Source organism: Enterobacter cloacae complex sp. IR5450 (assembly GCF_049238665.1).
In the GTDB taxonomy this organism is placed as follows: Bacteria; Pseudomonadota; Gammaproteobacteria; order Enterobacterales; family Enterobacteriaceae; genus Enterobacter; species Enterobacter hormaechei_C.
This window is the reverse complement of the sequence record NZ_JBMKIC010000006.1, coordinates 155,637-177,592: the sequence shown is the minus strand read 5'-3', so window position 1 is coordinate 177,592 and position 21,956 is coordinate 155,637. Positions and strand designations below refer to the sequence as shown.

At 58.0% G+C, this 21,956-nt stretch carries 15 protein-coding genes, 1 other RNA gene and 1 pseudogene; 7 read left to right on the top strand and 10 right to left on the bottom strand.

Features of this window, described 5'->3' with window-relative positions; translation table 11 throughout:
* Positions 1–29 precede the first annotated feature (29 nt).
* A pseudogene (locus ACOTYB_RS07915) lies at positions 30–437 on the top strand (EAL domain-containing protein); the annotation flags it as partial.
* Positions 438–498: 61 nt separating this feature from the next.
* The gene (selO, locus tag ACOTYB_RS07910) at positions 499–1,941 is read left to right on the top strand and encodes a protein adenylyltransferase SelO (protein ID WP_116325843.1); all 1,443 of its coding nucleotides are present in this window, start codon (positions 499–501) and stop codon (positions 1,939–1,941) included.
* On the opposite strand, the gene ACOTYB_RS07905 is transcribed toward selO, so the two are convergent.
* The 8 genes from ACOTYB_RS07905 to ppsR form a co-directional block, all read right to left on the bottom strand.
* On the bottom strand, positions 1,938–2,717 hold the full coding sequence (locus ACOTYB_RS07905) for a heme ABC transporter ATP-binding protein (protein WP_220153753.1): 780 nt from the start codon (positions 2,715–2,717) through the stop codon (positions 1,938–1,940). The two genes, selO and ACOTYB_RS07905, sit on opposite strands and share 4 nt — an antisense overlap.
* Complete coding sequence (locus ACOTYB_RS07900; protein WP_409249012.1) at positions 2,710–3,702, bottom strand: FecCD family ABC transporter permease; 993 nt, start codon at positions 3,700–3,702, stop codon at positions 2,710–2,712. Before ACOTYB_RS07900 ends, ACOTYB_RS07905 begins: the two co-directional genes overlap by 8 nt.
* The gene (locus tag ACOTYB_RS07895; protein ID WP_032609037.1) at positions 3,702–4,520 is read right to left on the bottom strand and encodes a heme/hemin ABC transporter substrate-binding protein; all 819 of its coding nucleotides are present in this window, start codon (positions 4,518–4,520) and stop codon (positions 3,702–3,704) included. Before ACOTYB_RS07895 ends, ACOTYB_RS07900 begins: the two co-directional genes overlap by 1 nt.
* Positions 4,517–5,545, bottom strand: coding sequence for a hematinate-forming heme oxygenase ChuS (chuS, locus tag ACOTYB_RS07890; RefSeq protein WP_032610202.1), 1,029 nt, complete (start codon positions 5,543–5,545; stop codon positions 4,517–4,519). Before chuS ends, ACOTYB_RS07895 begins: the two co-directional genes overlap by 4 nt.
* Positions 5,546–5,580: 35 nt before the next feature.
* Positions 5,581–7,563, bottom strand: a complete 1,983-nt coding sequence (locus ACOTYB_RS07885; RefSeq protein WP_220153755.1) for a TonB-dependent hemoglobin/transferrin/lactoferrin family receptor — start codon at positions 7,561–7,563, stop codon at positions 5,581–5,583.
* A 76-nt stretch (positions 7,564–7,639) separates the two neighbouring features.
* Positions 7,640–7,828: a hemin uptake protein HemP gene (gene hemP, locus ACOTYB_RS07880; RefSeq protein WP_015570723.1), complete on the bottom strand. Its 189-nt coding sequence runs from the start codon at positions 7,826–7,828 to the stop codon at positions 7,640–7,642.
* Between the two features lie 211 nt (positions 7,829–8,039).
* The gene (gene aroH / locus ACOTYB_RS07875) at positions 8,040–9,086 is read right to left on the bottom strand and encodes a 3-deoxy-7-phosphoheptulonate synthase AroH (RefSeq protein WP_060580386.1); all 1,047 of its coding nucleotides are present in this window, start codon (positions 9,084–9,086) and stop codon (positions 8,040–8,042) included.
* A 150-nt stretch (positions 9,087–9,236) separates the two neighbouring features.
* On the bottom strand, positions 9,237–10,070 hold the full coding sequence (ppsR, locus tag ACOTYB_RS07870; protein WP_017384644.1) for a posphoenolpyruvate synthetase regulatory kinase/phosphorylase PpsR: 834 nt from the start codon (positions 10,068–10,070) through the stop codon (positions 9,237–9,239).
* A gap of 335 nt (positions 10,071–10,405) precedes the next feature.
* Between ppsR and ppsA the strand changes: the two genes are divergently transcribed.
* From ppsA to ACOTYB_RS07855, 3 genes are all read left to right on the top strand, one after another.
* A complete protein-coding gene (ppsA, locus tag ACOTYB_RS07865; protein WP_003857777.1) occupies positions 10,406–12,784 on the top strand; it encodes a phosphoenolpyruvate synthase in 2,379 nt (792 codons plus the stop codon).
* A gap of 234 nt (positions 12,785–13,018) precedes the next feature.
* Positions 13,019–14,419, top strand: coding sequence for an MFS transporter (locus ACOTYB_RS07860; protein ID WP_409249011.1), 1,401 nt, complete (start codon positions 13,019–13,021; stop codon positions 14,417–14,419).
* A 3-nt stretch (positions 14,420–14,422) separates the two neighbouring features.
* On the top strand, positions 14,423–16,798 hold the full coding sequence (locus tag ACOTYB_RS07855) for a glycoside hydrolase family 3 N-terminal domain-containing protein (RefSeq protein WP_409249010.1): 2,376 nt from the start codon (positions 14,423–14,425) through the stop codon (positions 16,796–16,798).
* 5 nt (positions 16,799–16,803) lie between these two features.
* Here ACOTYB_RS07855 and rprA read toward each other — a convergent pair.
* Positions 16,804–16,911, bottom strand: an RNA gene (gene rprA / locus ACOTYB_RS07850) — antisense sRNA RprA.
* 209 nt (positions 16,912–17,120) lie between these two features.
* Positions 17,121–18,236 (bottom strand): AI-2E family transporter YdiK, encoded by a 1,116-nt coding sequence (gene ydiK / locus ACOTYB_RS07845; RefSeq protein WP_003857772.1) that lies wholly within the window; start codon positions 18,234–18,236, stop codon positions 17,121–17,123.
* Between the two features lie 198 nt (positions 18,237–18,434).
* Here ydiK and ydiJ point away from each other — a divergent pair, with 198 nt between their 5' ends.
* The gene (ydiJ, locus tag ACOTYB_RS07840) at positions 18,435–21,491 is read left to right on the top strand and encodes a D-2-hydroxyglutarate dehydrogenase YdiJ (RefSeq protein ID WP_220153757.1); all 3,057 of its coding nucleotides are present in this window, start codon (positions 18,435–18,437) and stop codon (positions 21,489–21,491) included.
* Positions 21,488–21,898, top strand: coding sequence for a 1,4-dihydroxy-2-naphthoyl-CoA hydrolase (gene menI / locus ACOTYB_RS07835; RefSeq protein WP_045336604.1), 411 nt, complete (start codon positions 21,488–21,490; stop codon positions 21,896–21,898). The genes ydiJ and menI overlap by 4 nt, the downstream gene beginning before the upstream one ends.
* Positions 21,899–21,956 lie beyond the last annotated feature (58 nt).

Genomic DNA, 21,956 nt, shown 5'->3' with positions numbered 1-21,956 from the left:
TTATCTGAACATAAAACACTATCAGTAAGTTGGAGTCATTACCTCCGTTTCTTGAGTTTACTGTTAATGAGAACTATCCAGGTTTAAATAACGGGAAAGACGATCCCTGTCTGGCAAGAATGGCGATCCATTTCCCCTTAGTGCTGGCTAACTTCGGTGCAGGGGCTGCGTCCCTTAAGCCGGTTTATGATGGTCTGTTCAAACGGGTGGTTCTGGATAAAAACTTTATCCAGCAGCGTGTCTCGGCACTCTCGTTTGAGCCTTTTATGCGCGCTATTCTCTGGCAGATCGCGCCGCACTGTCAGTCGGTCATGGTCTCGGGAATTGACGATCATGGCATCTTACAACGCGTGCTGCCCTTCAATTTTGGTGCAATGCAGGGAAGCCTGTGGCCTGCCGTCCCGGCAGAGCGGGTCACGACTCTCGTACAGCAATAACCCCTTTCTTCGCCCGTGTTTACGTCCAGGGAAACCCTCTACACTTAAAGCAGGAGGACTTATGACCCTGTCTTTTACTGCTCACTGGCACGATGAATTACCCGGCTTTTACACCGCGCTTAAGCCAACGCCTTTACAAAACGCGCGTCTTATCTGGCATAACGATGCATTAGCGGATTCGCTTGGCATCCCTTCGACGCTTTTTCAGCCAGAAAAAGGCGCCGGCGTCTGGGGCGGCGAAACGCTGCTTCCGGGCATGAAGCCGCTGGCTCAGGTCTACAGCGGACATCAGTTTGGCGTCTGGGCGGGACAGCTCGGCGATGGCCGCGGCATCCTGCTGGGTGAACAAGTTCTGCCGAATGGCGAAACGCTCGACTGGCACCTGAAAGGGGCAGGGCTAACCCCATACTCACGCATGGGGGATGGCCGCGCGGTGCTGCGTTCAACCATACGTGAAGGTCTGGCTTCCGAGGCGATGCACGCCCTGGGGATCCCTACCTCACGTGCGCTGTCCATTGTCACCAGCGACACGCCGGTGGCCCGCGAAACGATGGAGCAGGGAGCGATGCTGGTCCGCGTGGCGGAAAGCCATCTGCGTTTCGGTCATTTTGAACACTTCTACTATCGCCGCGAGCCGGATAAAGTCCGCCAGCTTGCCGATTACGCTCTTCGTCGTCACTGGCCGCACCTGCAAAACGAGCCGGACCGCTATGTTCTCTGGTTCCGTGATATTGTTGCGCGCACCGCCGCAATGATTGCCCGCTGGCAGGCCGTCGGCTTTGCCCACGGGGTGATGAACACCGACAACATGTCCCTGTTAGGGCTGACGTTTGACTACGGTCCGTACGGCTTCCTTGATGACTATCAGCCGGGTTACATCTGTAACCATTCGGACTATCAGGGGCGTTACCGTTTCGACAACCAGCCTGCGGTGGGGCTGTGGAACCTTCAGCGGCTTGCACAAAGCCTGTCGCCGTTTATCGACGTCAATGCCCTGAACGATGCGCTGGACAGCTATCAGGAGGTCCTGCTGCGGGAATACGGTGTGTTAATGCGCACCAGGCTGGGGCTGATGACGCAGGAAAAAGGCGATAACGCGTTGCTGAATGGGCTGTTTGCCATCATGGCGCGTGAAGGCAGCGACTATACCCGAACCTTCCGTATGCTGAGTCAGACCGCGCAGCAGAGCGCTGCGTCACCGCTGCGCGACGAGTTCGTCGATCGACAGGCGTTTGATGACTGGTTTGCCGCTTACCGGGCGCGTTTACAGCAGGAACAAATTGATGACGATACCCGCCAGGCGCGGATGAAGGCGGTTAACCCGGCGATGGTATTGCGCAACTGGCTGGCGCAGCGGGCCATTGAGCAGGCAGAGCAGGGGGACTATACCGAGCTGCATCGGCTACATATCGCCCTGCGCACGCCGTTTGCCGACCGGGAGGATGACTATGTCAGCCGCCCGCCGGACTGGGGCAAGCGGCTGGAAGTGAGCTGCTCAAGCTAAGGGGCGAGAAAAACCTGCGGCGCGGCGTGCGCCGGATGTCTGCCGACGTGCACCTGCGCACCGTAACAGCGTGCCAGCGCGTCGGCCTGCAAAACCGTCTCCGGTATGCCCTGAGAAACAATCCTGCCGTTGTGTAACAGCAGGATCCGGTCCGACCATAATGCGGCAAGATTGAGATCGTGCAGCACCACGCAGGCGTGAAGATGGCCCTGACGGGTCAGCGATTTCAACAGGCGCAGCAGATGCTGCTGGTGGTAGAGATCCAGCGCGGAAGTGGGTTCGTCGAGAAACAGCCAGCCGCGTGGCGTTCCGTCACGCCACAGCTGCGCCAGCGCGCGGGCGAGCTGGACGCGCTGTTGCTCGCCCCCCGAGAGGGCATGATAGCGCCTGCCGGCCAGCGGCAGGCAACCGGTCAGCTGCAACACCTCACGCACAATTGACGGTTCCGGGTGACGCGTCCAGGGCGCACGCCCCATTCCAACGATCTCCTCCACCTGCCAGTCAAATCCAGGCTGAGATTGCTGGCGCATCACCGCCCGATAGCGCGACAGCGTCTGCGGATGCCATTCATCCAGCGCTTTTCCCGCCAGCGAACAGCCTCCGCTGTCGGGTTTCAGATAGCCGGTCAGCAGCCGCAGCAGCGTGGATTTCCCCGCGCCGTTGGGGCCGATCAATGTAACCAGCTCTCCCTGCGACAGTGACAGCGAAACGTTATCTGTCAGCGTGCGGCCAGACCGGGTAAAAGTCAGATTTTCAGCCGTATAACGTTCAGCCATGCTGTTCTCCACGACGAAAAATGAGCCATAAGAACCAGGGAGCGCCAAGGATACTGGTGAGCAGGCCGACCGGCATTTCTGCCGGGGCGACCAGGGTGCGCGCGACCGTATCCGCCACCAGCAGCAGTAAAGCGCCCGCGAGTACCGTGCCGGGGAGGGTTGCCCGGTGATCGGCGCCCAACCACATGCGCATCAGGTGCGGCACCACGAGTCCGACAAAGCCAATCACGCCGCTGACGGCGACAGCCGCAGCGACCAGCAGGGCGCTGCATAACAGTAATATTCGCTGTACAAGAGCAACGTCCACGCCAAGGTAATGCGCTTCCTCTTCACCCAGTTGCAGTAAATTTAACGTACTGGCACAGCGCCAGATCGCCAGAGCGGCAGGCACTATCAGCGAGGTCACGGCGAGCAGCGTGGACCACTGTGCCTGACCAAGACTTCCCATTCCCCAGAGTGAAAGCTGACGCAGCTGGGCGTCATTGCTGACCCACGAAAGCACACCCACTGCCGCACCGCACAGGGCATTGATGGCGATACCCACCAGCAACAGACGTGACAGAGAGATGTCATGCTGCTTGCTGAGCAGGAAGATCACGCCTGTGGCTGCCAGCGCCCCAAGAAATGCCGCCAGCATAGGGGCGTAAAGCATCACCAGCGCGGGCAGCGCGAGCGGGAGCACAACCCACAGGGCGACGGCCAGCGCCGCACCGCTGCTGATCCCGAGCAGGCCCGGGTCGGCAAGCGGATTGCGGAACAGCCCCTGCATGACGCAGCCGGTGAGCGCCAGCGACCCGCCAATCACCAGCGCCAGCAGCACGCGGGGCAGACGGATGGTGAGCCAGATATGGCGTAGCGTCTCATCGCTGCCGCTCCACAGCACGTTCACCGGCAGGCGTAACGCCCCAAAACCGGTAGCCATGATCGTCATGACGGTAAGCGACCCCGCCAGAAGCCATAACGATAACGTGATGCGCCGGGACATCAGGGCAGTTGCTCCGCTCTGGCACGCAGCTGTTGTATGGCTTTCGGCGTGCGGACGCTGAAGCCCAGCAGGGCCATGTCATCAATAGCCAGCACCTGCTTGCTTCGTCCCGCTGGCGTTTGCGCCAGACCGGGCAGTTTCCACAGATTTTCTTCGCCGCCCAGCGCGTTAAGGCCCTCCTGCGAAATCACCACCAGATCCGGCTGGCTGGCCATCACCCCCTCCTGGGAAAGCGGCTGATAGCGGGTAAAGCCCTGCATGGCGTTCTGCAACCCGGCGGCGCGTATTGCCGCATCCGCACCGGTCTGTTGCCCGGCCGCCATTGCGGTCATTCCGCCGTGGCTGAGGATAAACAGCACCCGCTTGTTGAGCGGCATTGAGGGCAGTGCCGCCAGCGCCTGACGCAGCGAGCTGCGCAGGGTTTCCCCTTGCGCCTCATGATGCGTCGCCTGAGCTATCACCCGTACTTTTTCGTCAATCGCGCGCAGGTCAGGCGTGCCGGGAACGGTAACCACCCGGACGTGGCTCTGTTCAACCTGCTTCAGCGCCAGAGAGGGCTGCGCCTGGTCGCTTGCCAGCACCAGCGTCGGGCGTACGGACAAAATCCCCTCCGCATTCAGCTGGCGAAGATACCCCACGTCAGGCAGCGCGTTTGTCGCCTGCGGCCACTGGCTGGTACTGTCGCGCGCAACCAGAGAAGACTCCGCGCCGAGGGCGTAGACGATCTCCGTCACATCGCCGCCGAGGGCGACAATTCTCTCCGGCGCGGCGACGGCAACCAGCGGCAGGGCACAGAGCAGGGCGAACCAGTTTTTCATGCGGCCAGCCCTTCTGGCGTCAGGGCGTCAATCTGGCGACGCCACCGGCTCTGCTCAGGCTCGCCTTCGGTACGCTGCCCATAGAGCTGGGCGATCTGAGTGCCATCCGCAGCAAACAGCTCCAGACTGGTAACGTGTCCGTCCGCCGTAGGTTTACGCGTTACCCACGTCTCGGCGATAGTCTCCTCCAGCAGATGCAGGGTAAAGGTTGGGTTGAAGATGTTCAGCCAGCCTTTCATGGGCGTCAGTTTTTCCACCACACCGGTGAAAATCTGCACGCAGCCGCGGTTGCCGACGAAGATCATGATTTCGTTTCTGTCCTGTCGCGCCGTCTCCAGCAGCTGTGCCAGCGCGCTGTTATCCACCTTACAGGCCAGATCGTCACTCACCAGACGAAACGCCTGCTGGCGGCTCAGGTTATGGCGCTTCAGTAAGCTAAAGAACTGATGCACGTCGGTCATGGCGCGCCACTCTTTCTCCACCGAGCCTGCATCAGCACCGTCGGAATGCGCAGGGGCCTCGACAGCCTTTAGCGCCAGAGCGGGGTTATCGGCAATGATAAAACGGGTCAGCACGTCGCCCCAGGCGGCAACGTCGGTGTGATCCGTGGTGTAGACCTTAAGTAAAGCGTCGCCCTGATGATCGAAGAACTGAATGCTCTGACGTTCGCCGCGGGAGGTCGTTTCACTTATGTGAAACGCGCTCGCCCACTGGTTGAGGAACAAACGCAGATCCAGCGCACGCGGATTTAGCACCAGCCCGGCGTGGCCGCCGAGGTGCTGGTTAGTAAACGCTCCGATCTGTTCATGAACGGCGTATTCGTTACGGCAGATGCATTTGGTTTCCCCCACCGACTCCAGCGCCGCCAGAATCTCACGGATTTCACCGCGCAGCCGCCAGGCGTCGTGTCCAACGCGCGCAAATGCCAGCTCTGCTTCGCTGATGTGCATTAATCCGGCGATATCACGGGCGTACTTACCCGGATGTTCTTCTTTAAGCTCAAGCCAGCGTGTGTAGTGACCCATAATCTTCTCCTTCTGAATCGTTGCCCCGAAGGGAATTACCATTGATAACTGACGAAGATCTTGCCGTTGCGGCCATCCTGCGGGATGCCCTGCGGTGACCAGTAGGCTTTGTCGAAGGCGTTCCCCAGCACGAGGGTGGTGGTGATGCCTTTGAACAGCTGCTGACCTTTATAGCTGACGTAGAAATCATTCACTGCGTAGCCAGGCTGCTCGCTGTAGCTGCTGCTGATATGCGTTGAACGTTCGACGAAGGTGCCGATCCAGCCCACGGAGAATCCGCTTTGCGCCACCGGGATATCCAGCTTGCTGGTGACGGTGTCCGGGTTGATGCTGGAGATGTATTCGCCCGTGTCGGTATCTTTCCCGCGCGTGCGGTTGTAGGCCACGTCCAGGTTGAACAGGCTGGTCGCGTAGGTTGCCATCATGTCCCAGCCCCAGATTTTGGCATTTGGTACGTTATAGGACATGGTGGTGGCCGCCGCAAAATCGACGGTAGTGGAGATGTAATCTTTCGCTTTGGTGTCGAAGTAGCTGGCTTTGAACTCCAGCGCGTCGTTGGCGAGCAGCAGATCGTCAAAACGCAGCCCAAAACCGAACTCCTGGGTTTCGTTAGTTTCCGGACGCAGGTTCGGGTTCGGCACCCAGTAGTTGGTGTAGAAGCTGCCGATAGAGAAGTGCTTCGAGTCGTTATACATCTCGCCCATCGTTGGAGCGCGGAAGGCCTGGGCGTAAGATCCGAACAGCATCAGCCAGTCGGCTGGACTCACGGTTAACCCGGCGCGTGATGACCACTTATCCGCATCCACGTCATCGTAACCGCTGCTGCTGCCGCGGTAGTTGTCGTAACGCGTCCCGCCGAGAAGCGTTACCGGCAGGTCGCGCAGGGTAATCTCATCCTGCAACCAGCCGGAGCTGAAGTCGATTTTAGCGTCCGGGAAGCCGGTGGTCGCGCCGCCAGGGTGTTGCTCCTGACGATAGTATTCCCCGCCGTAGGTCAGCAGGTGCGAGGCGAAGGAGTCGCTGAACAGGCGGGTGCGGTTTTCGACTTTGCCGCCTTTGGTGGTCTGCTTACGGAACTCACCGCTGGCGTCGATGTTCTGGGCGTTAATCCGCGCTTCGGACCAGTAAATTTTCGCATCGGCGTTCAGCCAGTTGTTTCCGGCTGGCGCAATGCGGTAGCCAAGCTGGGCATCGCGCTGAATGGTGGAACGATCGGTCATCGGGTTACTGCTGCTGGCATCCGTGGTCTGCGGATTTTTCGGCTCCTGCGCGTCGTTGTTGTAGTAGCGCAGGGAGCCGCTCAGCGTCTGAGCCGAATCGATTTTCCAGCTGCCTTTCGCCAGCATATTGTTGATGGATTCGTCGTTTGGCGCCCTCGCGCCGTCACTCTGGCGAATGTCGCCGCGATCGCGGCTGGACCATGAGACCAGGCCGTCCAGGGTATCGGTGCGGCCATAGGCGCTGGCGCCCATCCCGATGCTGTGATCGCCCGTTGCACCGGTAGCAAATACGCGATAGCCGCTGTTTTTACCTGCATCCAATAGATCGCTGGCGTCGACGGTGTCATACGAAATTACGCCGCCCAGCGCGCCGCTGCCGTACAGCAAGGCGGAAGGGCCACGTACCACTTCGATACGTTTGATCAGTGCCGGATCGAGGAACGTGCTGTTCAGGTGTCCGGTATCGGTGCCCTGGCGCACGCCATCCACCAGCACCAGCACGCCACGGCGGTCATAGCCACGGAGGTTAACGTCCTGACCGTTGGTGCGCCCGGTGCCGTCCAGCGTCAGACCGGGCACCTTGCGCAGCAGGTCGGCAGCGGAGCTGGCGGTCTGGTTTTCCGGCGCGGTGGCGTCAATCACGCTCACCATCATGGGGGCTTCAAAGGCGCTGCGGGCATTGCCGGTGGCGGTGACGGTGATCTCGTCTGCAGCGGCAAACGTAACGCCCGGCAGGGTGCTGACAATCGCCAGCGCCAGAAGAGACGGGCGTAAAGACGCGGATTGCAGGTGTGGCATAGCAACTCTCCATAAGAATTGAAAAGCGCTGGCTGCCTGGGGATCACCTGGGTGGCTGGCGAATGTGTTGTCTGGTTTATTTAGTCAGGATCAGTTTTCCGGCATTGGTCTGGCGCAGCAGGTAGTGCTGGCCGTCATGCTCGATAATGACCCGTCCCTCCTCACCCAACAGGCTTTTACTGTCGATTCGGCGATCGGTGGGAGCAGGGGACGGCGCTGTGTGTGTTTTTGTTGGCGTTGCCGCGCTGTTATCGGTCGGTGACATAATGTTTATAAATAACAATCAATGTAACAATGATAATCATTATCAATAAACTGCAAATTCACAGCAAGCGTTTTTGTGAAAATTGTGTGACGGGATCAAATTTGGGGGAGAGATGCGGTCTGACGCCCTCACCCCGACCCTCTCCCACGGGGAGAGGGAAAAGGGCACGAATCGTAGGCCGGGTAAGGCAAAGCCGCCACCCGGCAAGGGGTTAGAAGCGCGAATCTACCGCAGACGCCAGCATCTCCAGCAGCCGTTCGCTGTCTTCCCAGCTCAGGCACGGGTCGGTGATTGACTGGCCGTAGACCATTTGCTGTCCGGCGACGATCTTCTGCGTGCCTTCTTTGATAAAACTCTCCGCCATAATTCCTGCAATGGCGGTCGAGCCGCTGCGGATCTGCTGGCAAACTTCCTCGCAGACGTCCAGCTGGCGGCGGTGCTGTTTCTGACAATTGCCGTGGCTGAAATCCACCACCAGATGCTCCGGCAGGTCAAATTCCGCCAGCGTTTCGCAAGCGGCGGCAATATCTTCTGCATGGTAATTCGGTTTTTTACCGCCACGCATAATGATATGTCCGAACGGGTTGCCGCTGGTCTGGTAGATGGTCATCTGGCCATTTTTATCCGGGGAGAGGAACATATGGCTGGCGCGTGACGCGCGGATGGCATCTACGGCAATTCGGGTATTACCGTCCGTTCCGTTTTTGAAGCCCACCGGACAGGAGAGCGCCGACGCCATTTCACGGTGGATCTGACTTTCGGTGGTACGCGCGCCAATCGCGCCCCAGCTTATGAGGTCGGCAATAAACTGTCCGGTCACCATATCCAGAAATTCGGTGGCAGTCGGCACGCCCAGCTCGTTAACCTGTAACAGCAGCTTGCGCGCCAGCGCAATACCGTGATTCACCCGGTAGCTACCGTTCAGATCCGGATCGGAAATCAATCCTTTCCAGCCCACGACGGTACGGGGCTTTTCAAAGTAGGTACGCATCACGATCTCCAGGCGATCCTGATACGTGCCGCGCAGCGTCTGAAGGCGTTGTGCATAATCCATTGCCGCGTCCAGGTCGTGGATGGAGCAGGGGCCAATTACCACCAGAAGACGTTTGTCTTCACCATTGAGAATTTTTTCGATGCGGCGACGGGAGGCCGTCACATGGTCCGCCACCACGGCGGAAACGGGATGCAGCCTGGCCAGTTCAGCCGGTGTGACCAGGCTATCAATGCGCGCGGTGCGCAGTTCGTCGGTTTTGTTCATGGAATGTCTCAGAAATTTTTTGCTTCATCGGCAGACTACCGGGAAGTGATGGGCATCACCTTAAACCAATCCCTGCTGATTTCAAGTTCGGGGCTCGTCGCCCCGAGGATGGCATGATAATAACTGAAACTGGATTAATGTACTAGCATATTAGTACATGCGGCGATTTAGCCCCATGATATCGAGGATCTTGGTGGCAATTTCTTCTACTGAATAGTTGGTACTGTTCAGCCAGGGAATTTGATTTTTCCGGTACAGCGCTTCGACTTCAGAAACTTCCATTCGGCACTGGCGCATCGAGGCGTAGCGGCTGTTCTCGCGACGTTCTTCGCGGATCGCCGCCAGTCGTTCCGGGTTGATGGTCAGCCCAAACAGCTTATGCTGGAGCGGCTTGAGCGCGGCGGGCAGCACCAGGTTATCCATATCATCGGCAATAAAGGGGTAGTTGGCGGCGCGAATGCCAAACTGCATTGCCAGGTATAGGCTGGTGGGAGTTTTACCGCAGCGCGACACGCCGAGCAAAATCACCTGCGCCTGGTCGAGATTGCGCAGCGAGATCCCGTCGTCGTGCGCCAGGGTGTAGTCAATAGCGGCAATACGCGCATCGTATTTGGTCAGGTTACCGGGGTTCAGCCCGTGGGTACGGTGGGCGATCGGCGTCGGATCGAGCTTCAGCTCGCTTTGCAAGGGGGCAACCAGCGCCTGCACGATGTCCTGACAGAAGCCCTCGCTTTGCAGAATGATATTGCGGATCTCAGGGATCACAATGGAATAGAACACCAGCGGACGAACGCCGGTCTGCTGGTAAATGGCGTCGATCTGGTCCTTGACCGCTTTGGCCCGGCTCTCATTTTCCACGAACGGCAGCGTGATGCTGTTTATCGATACCGGAAACTGCGACATCACCGCGTGTCCCAGCACCTCGGCGGTAATCGCCGTCCCATCAGAAATATAAAAAACGTGGCGATCGACAGCATTATCCATTTTATCCACCCTGAATAGCGTACGTAATTGCCTGAAAGCATAAATTAAAAAAGTTAATTTCACAGCAAAGAACTTATCTGAATTTAAAATGAAATGGTGTTTTTGATTTTCCTGAAAAGTGGATTTCATTTTTCGATTAGCGGCTTTATTTCTAAGGTTTTTGCCGGAATCTATAGGAATCATCGGGTTAGCGAGTGCGGGGAAACTGTCCGAAAAGTTGAAAATTTAAATTGCTTACACGATTCACCGTTTTTTTAGCGGAAATAAATATGCCAGTATAAATACGTAGTCAGGTGTTTCTTACTCCGATCAAATATCACAAAAGGATTGTTTCGATGTCCAACAATGGCTCGTCACCGCTGGTGCTTTGGTATAACCAACTCGGCATGAATGATGTAGACAGAGTTGGGGGCAAAAATGCCTCCCTGGGTGAAATGATTACAAATCTGTCCGGTATGGGTGTCTCCGTACCTAACGGATTTGCCACAACCGCCGATGCGTTTAACCTGTTTTTAGACCAGAGCGGTGTAAACCAGCGCATTTACGACCTGCTGGATAAAACGGATATTGATGATGTCACCGAGCTTGCCAAAGCCGGCGCGCAAATCCGCCAGTGGATTATCGACACACCTTTCCAGCCGGAACTGGAAAAAGCCATCCATGACGCCTACAACCTGCTCTCCGCTGACGACGCGCAGGCCTCCTTTGCCGTGCGCTCTTCCGCTACCGCAGAAGATATGCCGGATGCCTCTTTCGCCGGGCAGCAGGAAACCTTCCTCAACGTCCAGGGTTACGAGGCGGTACTGGTGGCGGTGAAGCATGTGTTTGCTTCCCTGTTCAACGACCGCGCCATCTCCTATCGCGTCCATCAGGGCTATGACCACCGCGGCGTCGCGCTCTCCGCAGGCGTACAGCGCATGGTGCGCTCCGACGTGGGCTCTTCCGGCGTGATGTTCTCTATCGACACTGAATCCGGCTTCGACCAGGTGGTGTTTATCACCTCCGCATGGGGTCTGGGCGAAATGGTGGTGCAGGGGGCGGTGAACCCTGACGAATTCTATGTGCACAAGCCTACGCTGGCGGCTAACCGTCCGGCAGTGGTACGCCGCACCATGGGCTCAAAAAAAATCCGCATGATCTATGCCCCGACGCAAGAACATGGCAAGCAGGTCACCATTGAAGATGTGCCGCAGGAGCAGCGGGATCGCTTCTCCCTGACCGACGCCGAAGTGGAAGAGCTGGCGAAGCAGGCGGTGCAGATTGAAAAACACTATGGCCGTCCGATGGACATCGAGTGGGCCAAAGACGGACACACCGGCAAGCTGTTTATCGTGCAGGCGCGTCCGGAAACCGTCCGTTCACGCGGTCAGGTCATGGAGCGCTACACCCTGCACGCGCAGGGCAAAATTGTCGCGGAAGGACGCGCAATCGGCCACCGCATCGGTGCCGGTCCGGTGAAAGTGATCCACGACATTAGCGAGATGAACCGCATTCAGCCCGGCGACGTGCTGGTGACCGACATGACCGACCCGGACTGGGAACCGATCATGAAGAAAGCGGCTGCCATCGTCACCAACCGCGGCGGCCGTACCTGTCACGCGGCAATCATTGCCCGTGAGCTGGGGATCCCGGCGGTAGTCGGCTGTGGTGACGCGACCGAACGCATGAAGGACGACCAGAACGTGACGGTCTCCTGTGCCGAAGGTGATACCGGTTACGTGTATGCTGATATCCTCGACTTCAGCGTGAAAAGCTCCAGCGTGGATACCATGCCGGATCTGCCGCTGAAGATCATGATGAACGTCGGCAACCCGGACCGCGCGTTTGACTTCGCCTGCCTGCCGAACGAAGGCGTGGGCCTGGCGCGTCTGGAATTTATTATTAACCGTATGATCGGGGTGCACCCGCGTGCGCTGCTGGAGTTCGACGACCAGGACGCAAAACTGCAAAACGAAATCCGCGAGATGATGAAGGGTTACGACTCGCCGAGAGAGTTCTATGTTGGTCGTCTGACGGAAGGGATCGCCACGCTCGGCGCGGCCTTCTACCCGAAACGCGTGATCGTGCGTCTGTCGGACTTTAAGTCGAACGAATACGCCAACCTGGTGGGCGGCGAACGCTACGAGCCGGAAGAAGAGAACCCGATGCTGGGCTTCCGCGGCGCCGGACGCTACGTATCGGAAAGCTTCCGCGACTGCTTCGCGCTGGAGTGCGAGGCGGTAAAACGCGTGCGCAACGACATGGGGCTGACCAACGTGGAAATCATGATCCCGTTCGTCCGTACCGTGGATCAGGCGAAGGCGGTGGTAGATGAGCTGGCGCGTCAGGGGCTGAAGCGCGGCGAGAACGGGCTGAAGATCATCATGATGTGTGAAATTCCGTCCAACGCCCTGCTGGCAGAGCAGTTCCTGGAGCACTTCGACGGCTTCTCCATTGGCTCGAATGACATGACGCAGCTGGCGCTCGGCCTGGACCGCGACTCCGGCGTTGTCTCTGAGCTGTTCGATGAGCGTAACGAGGCGGTGAAAGCGCTGCTCTCCATGGCCATCCGCGCGGCGAAGAAACAGGGTAAATATGTCGGGATTTGCGGCCAGGGTCCTTCTGACCATGAAGACTTTGCGGCCTGGCTGATGGACGAGGGAATTGATAGCCTCTCCCTGAACCCGGACACCGTGGTGCAGACCTGGCTGAGCCTGGCAGAGCTGAACAAGTAAAACCTGCATAATCTGAAAAAGGCGAGGATATCTGTCCTCGCCTTTTTTATTTTCCTGCGAATATGCTCACCATCACAAATAAAGCAAAAAACCAAATATCATAATTTATCTGTTAATTTAGACAATTGTTAGCGGGCAGGGCGTTGCTAATACTTGAGCCTTACCGCGTACATCCGTCGGGATGATGCGCGACTGGTTGAAATACGTTTTAACCTGATAAAAAGGCAAATAACAATGACAATCTCCTCTGTATTACGTACCAAAGATAAAATAGGTTATGGCCTCGGCGATATGGCCAGCGCGCTGGTCTGGCAAACGGCAACGTTATTTCTCGCTTATTTCTATACGGACGTATTCGGTTTGCCTGCCGCCATTATGGGCACCATGTTTTTAGTGGTGCGCGTGGTCGATGCGTTTGTCGACCCGTGCATTGGCGCGCTGGTGGACCGCACTCAGACCCGCCACGGTCGTTTTCGTCCCTGGCTGCTCTGGTTTGCCATTCCGTTTGGCGTGAGCTGCCTGATTACCTTCTACGTACCGGATGCCGGGCAGACGGCGAAAATTGTCTATGCCTGCGTAACCTATGCCATCCTGAGCCTGATCTATTCCGCGATTAATGTCCCTTACTGTGCCATGCCCGGCGCGCTGACGCTCGACCCGCGCGAACGCCACTCGCTGCAATCCTGGCGCTTTGGCCTGTCGTTTATCGGCGGGTTGATTGTAACGGTCATCGCGCTGCCGCTGGTCTCATTATTAGGCCAGGGGAATGTGCAAAAAGGCTATTTCTATGCCATGAGCCTGATGGGGCTGCTGGGCATTGTTTTATTCTTCTGCTGCTTCTTTATGACCCGGGAGCGTTACTCGCCGCGCAATGACACCTCCGGTTCGATGCTGACGGATTTAAAACTGCTGGCCGCCAATAGCCAGTGGCGAATTGTTTTTCTATTTAATATTTTACTGTTAACCGCCGTCGTGACGCGTGGCTCTGCGACCATGTATTACGTTAACTATGTTCTGTTACGTCCGGAACTGGTTTTTGCCTTTATTGTTTCCGGCATGGTGGCCTCCTTAAGTGGCGCATTATTATCTGAACGCCTGCTGGGGAAATTTGACCGGGTGCGTGCCTATCAGTGGACCATTATTTCTTTCGTTATTTTTGGCGTGCTGATTTTCTTCATTCCGCCTTCGCAGGTGTGGCTGATATTCGGTCTGAATATTGTGTTTAGCTTTATTCAGAACCTGACCACGCCGCTGCAATGGACCATGTTCTCCGATGTGGTGGACTACGAAGAACACCGTAGCGGCCGCCGCCTGGACGGGCTGGTCTTTTCAACCGCCCTGTTTGCCATCAAGTTTGGGCTGGCGCTGGGTGGGGCGGTGGTCGGTTGGGTGCTTGGCATGGTGGATTACGCTCCGGGTCAGGCAAACCAGGCGCCTCACGTTCTTGCAACCATCAATGCCCTGTTCACCCTGATCCCCTGCGTGCTGTTCCTCTGCATGGTGGCGCTCCTTGCCATCTACAAACTTAACAGCCGGCTGGTGGACAGCATCGCCCGCGAGCTGGCCAGCAAACGCGATAGTCGAAACGATGCGGGGCAGCTCAGCCCGGCAACCCAATCCGCACTACAGGAGTAAACCATGACTGCGATCTACAAGGACGCGGGACGTCCCGTACACGAGCGTGTCGCTGATTTACTGGCGCGTATGACGCCGGAAGAGAAATTTGCCCAGATGCACGCGTACTGGCTGATCCTCGATGAACACGGCAACCACCGCGAGCGCAGCGATCTGAGCGATGAATTCGCTGGCGTGAGCGAACAGGCGTCCCTCAACGAAAGGCTGAAGCTCGGCGTCGGGCAGATCACCCGTCCGCTCGGCACGCACATTGTTAATGCAAAAACCGGCGTGTGTGCCGCCAACCGCCTGCAACGCATGATGATGGAGGAGACCCGCCTCGGCATTCCGGCGCTGTTTCATGAGGAGTGTCTGGTGGGGCTGCTGTGCAAAGATGCAACCCTGTTCCCGTCGTCGCTGAACTACGGTTCCACCTGGGACCCGGCGCTGGTGCAGCGCGCGGCGGAGCAGATTGGTAAAGAGGCCCGATCCGTCGGTTGCCAGCAGGGGCTGGCCCCGGTGCTGGATGTCTCGCGCGATGTGCGCTGGGGACGGACGGAAGAGACATTTGGGGAAGATCCGTGGCTGGTAGGGGTGATGGCGACGGCGTACGTGAAGGGGTTGCAGGGCGATAAGCGCGATCTGCTGGCGACCCTGAAACATTACGTCGGCCACTCCTTCAGCGAAGGGGCGCGCAACCATGCGCCGGTCCATCTCGGTTTCAGCGAGCTAAACGATACCTTCCTGCTGCCGTTTGAGATGGCGGTGAAGCTGGCCAACGCCGGTTCGGTGATGCCAGCCTATCACGACATTGATAATCAGCCAGGGCACAGCGACCATTTCCTGCTCACTACCGTGCTGCGTGAACAGTGGGGCTTCGACGGCATTATCGTGGCGGATTACGGCGGCGTCAGCCTGCTGCACCAGCACCACGGAATTTCTCACGATCCAGCGGAATCGGCGGCGCTGGCGTTTAACGCCGGGCTGGACGTGGAATTGCCGAAGGATGACTGCGCGCGTCATCTGGCGGAAGCGGTAGAGCGTGGGCTTATCTCAATGGCGAAAGTGGATGAGATTGTGGCGCGCGTGCTAAGTGAAAAATTCCGTCTCGGGCTGTTTGAAAAACCGTACGCCGACGAAGACGGCATCGATTTGCAGAGTGAGGCGACCCGGCAGGTGGCGCGCGAGGTGGCAACAAAATCGATCACGCTGCTGGAAAACAACGGCATATTACCTCTCGGCGGAAAACCCCGTGTAGCGGTGGTGGGGCCGACGGCTGACGATCCGCTGGCGCTGCTGAGCGGCTACAGCTTCCCGGTTCACCTGATCATCAGCGATATGGTTGAAGAGACCTCACAGGTAACGACGCCGCGCGCGGCGCTGGAGCAGTATCTTGGCGCATCGCAGGTTCGTTACGCGAAAGGGTGCCACATTATCGAAAAACGGATGGCGGGGGCGCCGGTATTTCCGGGCGACAGCGGCGGTAAACCGATGCAGCAATCGCCGGTTTCACAACGTATGGATCTGATCCCCGACGCCGTGAGCGCGGCAAAAGAGAGTGACGTGGTGGTGGCCTGCGTGGGCGACCTTGCCGGGCTGTTCCAGAGCGGCACCGTGGGGGAAGGATCTGATACCGACTCGCTGGATCTGCCAGGCGTGCAGCAACAGCTGCTGGAGGCGCTGGTGGCAACCGGTAAGCCGGTGATTGTCGTCATGACGGGCGGGCGTCCTTATAACCTTCAGGGGCTGGAAGAGAAGGTGGCCGCGCTGATGATGGCCTGGGCGCCGGGGCAGGAAGGGGGCTGGGCGATTGCCGATATCTTAACCGGCCGCGCGGAGCCGCAGGGCAGGCTGGTAGTGAGCGTGCCGAAAAACGCCGGGGCGATGCCGTACTACTATAACCACAAGCTGAAAAGCGGCGGCACGCCGTTTGCATTCCATTTCGGCGCACTTTACCCGTTCGGTTACGGTCTCGGCTGGACGCAGTTTCGCTGGGGCGCGGCCCGCCTGGCTGAAAGCCGCGTCCCGATCGACGGAGAGGTGGCGTTAAGCGTCGATATCACCAACACCGGCGAGCGCAGCGGCAGCGAAGTGGTACAGGTGTACGTACGCGATAAGGTCGCCACGCAGGTGCGTCCGCTTCAGGAGCTGAAAGCGTTCCAGCGCGTGACGCTTTCACCGGGAGAAACCGCCACGCTGACCTTTATCCTGCCAGTGGAGATGTTTAATTTCACCCGCCGGGACGGGAAGCGGATTGTCGAGCCAGGGGAGTTTGAGCTACAGGTTGGCGCGTCCTCGGCGGATATTCGCGAGGTGGTGAACGTGCTGGTGACCGGGGAAACGCGGGTGCTGGCGGGGGATTGGCGGATGCTTAGTCGCTGTGACATTACATTGGCGTAAAAAGGATAAAAAAAAGCCCATCGTGGGAGATGGGCAAAGACTACACACAGCAATTCGTTGTTTCACTCAGGGGATTTCCATGCTTATAAATCAAGGTGTTGATTTATAACCGTGTCTTAATAGTAGGCATGCCAGGATTTTGAGTCGATCGGATTCGTCTCAATAGTTAAAGGCAGGTAAAGATTTCTTGAAGAGAATGACGGTTTTAGGCAGGAAAAGGCGGGTCTGACCAGTGTGCAGAGAATAAATAGTTTAGCAACGTTTAAGTATTGCTGTGGAGAGTGTAGGCCGGGTTAGCGTTAGCGCCACCCGGCATCCGTTCTTACTGCGCGTTCTTATCTTCCAGCTCTTCAAGTTCGCTTAAGATGACGTCAGGGTCGGTTCCCGGCGGCGGCACTTCATGCACCCAGGCGGAGAAGAGTCGCCAGGTCACCGCAAGCAGCACCGGACCGATGAACAGGCCAATCATGCCGAAGGCAATTAACCCTCCAATTACCCCGGACAGGATCAGAATCAGCGGCAGGTCAGCGCCCATGCGGATGAGGATGGGACGGATCACGTTATCCATGGTGCCCACCACGCAACTCCAGACCAGCAGCACCGTGCCCCAGGTCGTATCCCCCGTCCAGTAAAGCCAGATAATGCAGGGAACCAGCACCAGCAGCGGACCGAGCTGCGCCAGACAGGTCATCAGCATGACGACGGTGAAAATGGTGGCATAAGGTACGCCGGAAATCGCCAGCCCGATTCCGCCAAGTACAGCCTGCACCAGCGCTGTGACCACCACACCGAGCGCCACCGCGCGGACGGCCTGGGCTGCCAGCAGCACGGCCGCATCGCCGCGTTTACCTGCCAGTCGGGTGGCGAAATGACGTACCCCCAGCGCAACCTGCTCGCCGCGCCAGTACAGCAGGGCGCTGAAGACCAGCATCAACGTACAATGCATCATGAAGCGACCAATGTGCGCAGCCTGCCCCACAAACCAGGTGGTGGTTGTGCCGATGTACGGACGCACTTTGGCCATCAGGGCGCTACCGCCCATCTCCAGCAGGCTGTGCCAGCCGCTGTACAGTTTTGCGCCCACAACAGGAATACTGTTCAGCCACGCGAGATCCGGCAGCGTCATATCACCGCTGGTGACCGCGCGAATAACCGGGCCGCTACTGTCAACCAGGCTGTTAACCAGTAGTGCAATGGGAATAATAAACAGCAGGAACAACAGCAACGTCATCACCAGCACGGCCAGGCCGCGGCGACCAAACAGCAGTTTCTGCAAACGCAAGAGTAAAGGCCAGGTGGCGACGACGACGGTCGCGGCCCAGGCAAATCCGAGCACGAAAGGACGAACGATCCACAGACACGCAATAATCATAATGGCTAAGAACAGCACCGACAGCAGTATCTGCGCGACATCCCTGGGCTGACGAAGATTGACCATAAACGAAACTTTCCTTAAATGAACACCAGCAAGGCTGATGGGAATATAAACCGCATCTCTCTAATCATTAGTGATTTCAGCGATTTTGACAGGCGGATTTTGCCCGTAATTCTACAAAGCACATAAGAAAAAAATGTGATAAAACTTTCCAGACACAACGCAAACGATTTCACACTATTCTCATTAGGGTCGACAGCAATGATCCCACAGATTTCTCAGGCACCGGGCGTCGTTCAGCTGGTGCTTAATTTTTTGCAGGCACTGGAGCAACAGGGTTTTACAGGTGACACCGCTACCGATTATGCCGACAGGCTGACGATGGCGACCGATAACAGTATTTACCAGCTTCTTCCCGATGCCGTCGTTTTCCCGCGCTCTACCGCCGATGTGGCGCTCATCGCCCGTCTGGCATCGCAGGAGCGTTTCAGCTCCCTGGTCTTCACCCCGCGTGGCGGCGGGACGGGTACCAATGGGCAGGCGCTGAACCAGGGCATCATCATTGATATGTCCCGCTATATGAACCGCATCATTGAGATCAACCCGGAAGAGGGGTGGGTGCGTGTGGAAGCGGGGGTGATCAAAGATCAGTTGAATCAGTTTTTGAAACCTTACGGCTATTTTTTTGCGCCGGAGCTTTCCACCAGTAACCGCGCGACCATTGGCGGGATGATCAACACCGATGCCTCGGGGCAGGGCTCACTGGTGTACGGCAAAACCTCCGACCACGTTATGGGTGTGCGGGCGGTGCTGCTGGGGGGCGATATCCTCGATACCCAACCGATGCCGATCGAGCTGGCCGAAACGCTGGCAGCAGAGAGCACCACCAGCGGACGGATTTATCGCACCGTGCTGGAGCGCTGCCGCGAAAATCGCGAGCTGATCCTTGACAAATTCCCGAAGCTAAACCGCTTCCTGACGGGCTACGATCTGCGACATGTCTTCAATGACGATATGAGCCAGTTTGATCTTACCCGCGTACTGACCGGGTCAGAAGGGACGCTGGCCTTCATCACCGAAGCGCGTCTGGATATCACCCGGTTGCCAAAGGTGCGCCGTCTGGTGAACGTCAAATACAACTCCTTTGACTCGGCGCTGCGTAATGCACCGTTTATGGTGGAGGCGCGGGCGCTGTCGGTGGAAACCGTCGATTCAAAAGTCCTGAACCTGGCCCGGGAGGATATTGTCTGGCATTCGGTGAGCGAACTGATTACCGACGTGCCGGATAAAGAGATGCTCGGCCTGAACATCGTCGAGTTCGCCGGGGATGACGCAGAGCTGATTGAGAGCCAGGTAAACACGCTCTGCCAGCGTCTGGACGAGCTGATTGCGCAGGGGGAAGGCGGCGTCATTGGCTGGCAGCTGTGTAACGATCTCTCCGGCATCGAGCGAATCTACGCGATGCGTAAAAAGGCGGTGGGGCTGCTCGGCAACGCGAAAGGGGCGGCGAAGCCGATTCCGTTTGCGGAAGATACCTGCGTGCCACCGGAACATCTGGCGGATTATATCGTGGAGTTTCGCGCGCTGCTCGACAGCCATGGTCTGAGCTATGGCATGTTCGGGCACGTTGACGCGGGCGTGCTGCACGTGCGCCCGGCGCTGGATATGTGCGATCCGCAGCAGGAGATCCTGATGAAGGCGATCTCCGACGAGGTTGTGGCCCTGACGGCCAAATACGGCGGTTTACTGTGGGGCGAGCACGGTAAGGGGTTCCGCGCCGAGTACAGCCCGGCCTTTTTTGGCGAACAGCTCTACGCCGAGCTGCGTAAGGTGAAGGCCGCGTTCGATCCTGATAACCGCCTCAATCCGGGAAAAATCTGCCCGCCAGAGGGCGTTGATGCGCCGATGTTGCAGGTGGATGCCGTTAAGCGCGGCACCTATGACCGCCAAATTCCGATTGCGGTACGCGCTTCCTGGCGCGGCGCGATGGAGTGTAACGGCAACGGGCTGTGCTTTAACTTCGATGTGAAAAGCCCGATGTGTCCGTCGATGAAAATCACCAGCAACCGCATCCACTCCCCAAAAGGGCGTGCCACGCTGGTGCGCGAATGGCTGCGCCTGCTGGCCGACCGCGGCGTTGACCCGCTCAAGCTGGAACAGGAGCTGCCGGAAAAACGCGCCAGCCTGCGCGGGCTTATCGAACGCACCCGCAACAGCTGGCATGCGAACAAAGGCGAATACGATTTCTCGCATGAGGTGAAAGAGGCGATGTCCGGCTGCCTGGCGTGTAAGGCGTGTTCAACCCAGTGCCCAATTAAAATTGACGTACCGGAATTCCGTTCCCGCTTCCTCCAGCTGTACCACACGCGTTATCTGCGCCCGATGCGCGATCATCTGGTAGCGACGGTGGAGAGTTACGCGCCGCTGATGGCCCGTGCGCCAAAAACCTTCAACTTCTTTATCAACCAGCCACTGGTGCGAAAACTGTCTGAAAAACATATCGGCATGGTGGATCTGCCGCTGCTGTCGGTGCCATCGCTCCAGCGTCGGCTGGTGGGGCACCGCTCGGCGAATATGACCCTGGAACAACTGGAAGCATTAAGCCCTGAGCAGAAAGCGAAGGTGGTGCTGGTGGTGCAGGATCCGTTTACCAGCTATTACGATGCGCAGGTGGTGGCCGATTTTGTCCGACTGGCCGAGAAAATCGGCTACCAGCCGGTGGTGCTGCCGTTCTCGCCGAACGGCAAGGCGCAGCACATTAAAGGCTTCCTCACCCGCTTTGCGAAAACCGCGCAGAAAACTTCAGATTTTCTGAATCGCGTGGCGCAGCTCGGCATGCCGATGGTGGGCGTCGATCCGGCGCTGGTGCTCTGTTACCGGGACGAATATAAGCAGACGCTCGGCGATAAGCGCGGTGATTTTCAGGTCTTACTGGTACACGAGTGGTTGCCTGCGGTGCTGACGCAAACGCCCCCTCAGGAGGTCAGCGGAGAATCATGGTACCTGTTTGGGCACTGCACCGAAGTGACGGCGCTGCCGACGGCGCCTGCCCAGTGGGCTTCTATCTTCGCCCGGTTTGGCGCGAAGCTGGAAAGCGTCAACGTGGGCTGCTGCGGTATGGCCGGAACCTACGGCCATGAAGTGAAAAACCACGCCAACTCGCTCGGCATTTACGATCTGTCATGGCATCAGGCGATGCAGCGCCTGCCACGCAACCGCTGTCTGGCGACGGGCTACTCCTGCCGCAGCCAGGTGAAACGGGTAGAAGGTAACGGCGTCCGCCATCCATTGCAGGCTTTACTGGAGATTATCGGATGATCTGGAAACGTGCGGTCACGCTGGAGGGCTTAAATGCCATGGGCGCGGAGAACATGGTCGGTTTGCTGGACATCCAGTTCACGCGCATTGGCGACAACGAACTGGAAGCGACGATGCCGGTAGACTGCCGTACTCATCAACCGTTTGGCCTGTTACACGGCGGCGCGTCCGTCGTGCTGGCCGAAACGCTGGGATCGGTGGCGGGCTACCTGTGTACGGAAGGAGAGCAGAAGGTGGTAGGTCTGGAGGTCAATGCCAACCACATCCGCTCCGTTCGCAGCGGGCGCGTGCGCGGCGTCTGCCGGGCGCTGCATGCCGGAAGCCGTCATCAGGTGTGGCAGATTGATATCCTGGACGAGCAGGATCGCCTGTGTTGTTCATCAAGGCTGACGACGGCCGTTGTGTAAAGTTTCCGGATGTCTTGCTTTTGGTCAAAAATTAGCCGCCTGATTGTGATATACTGGT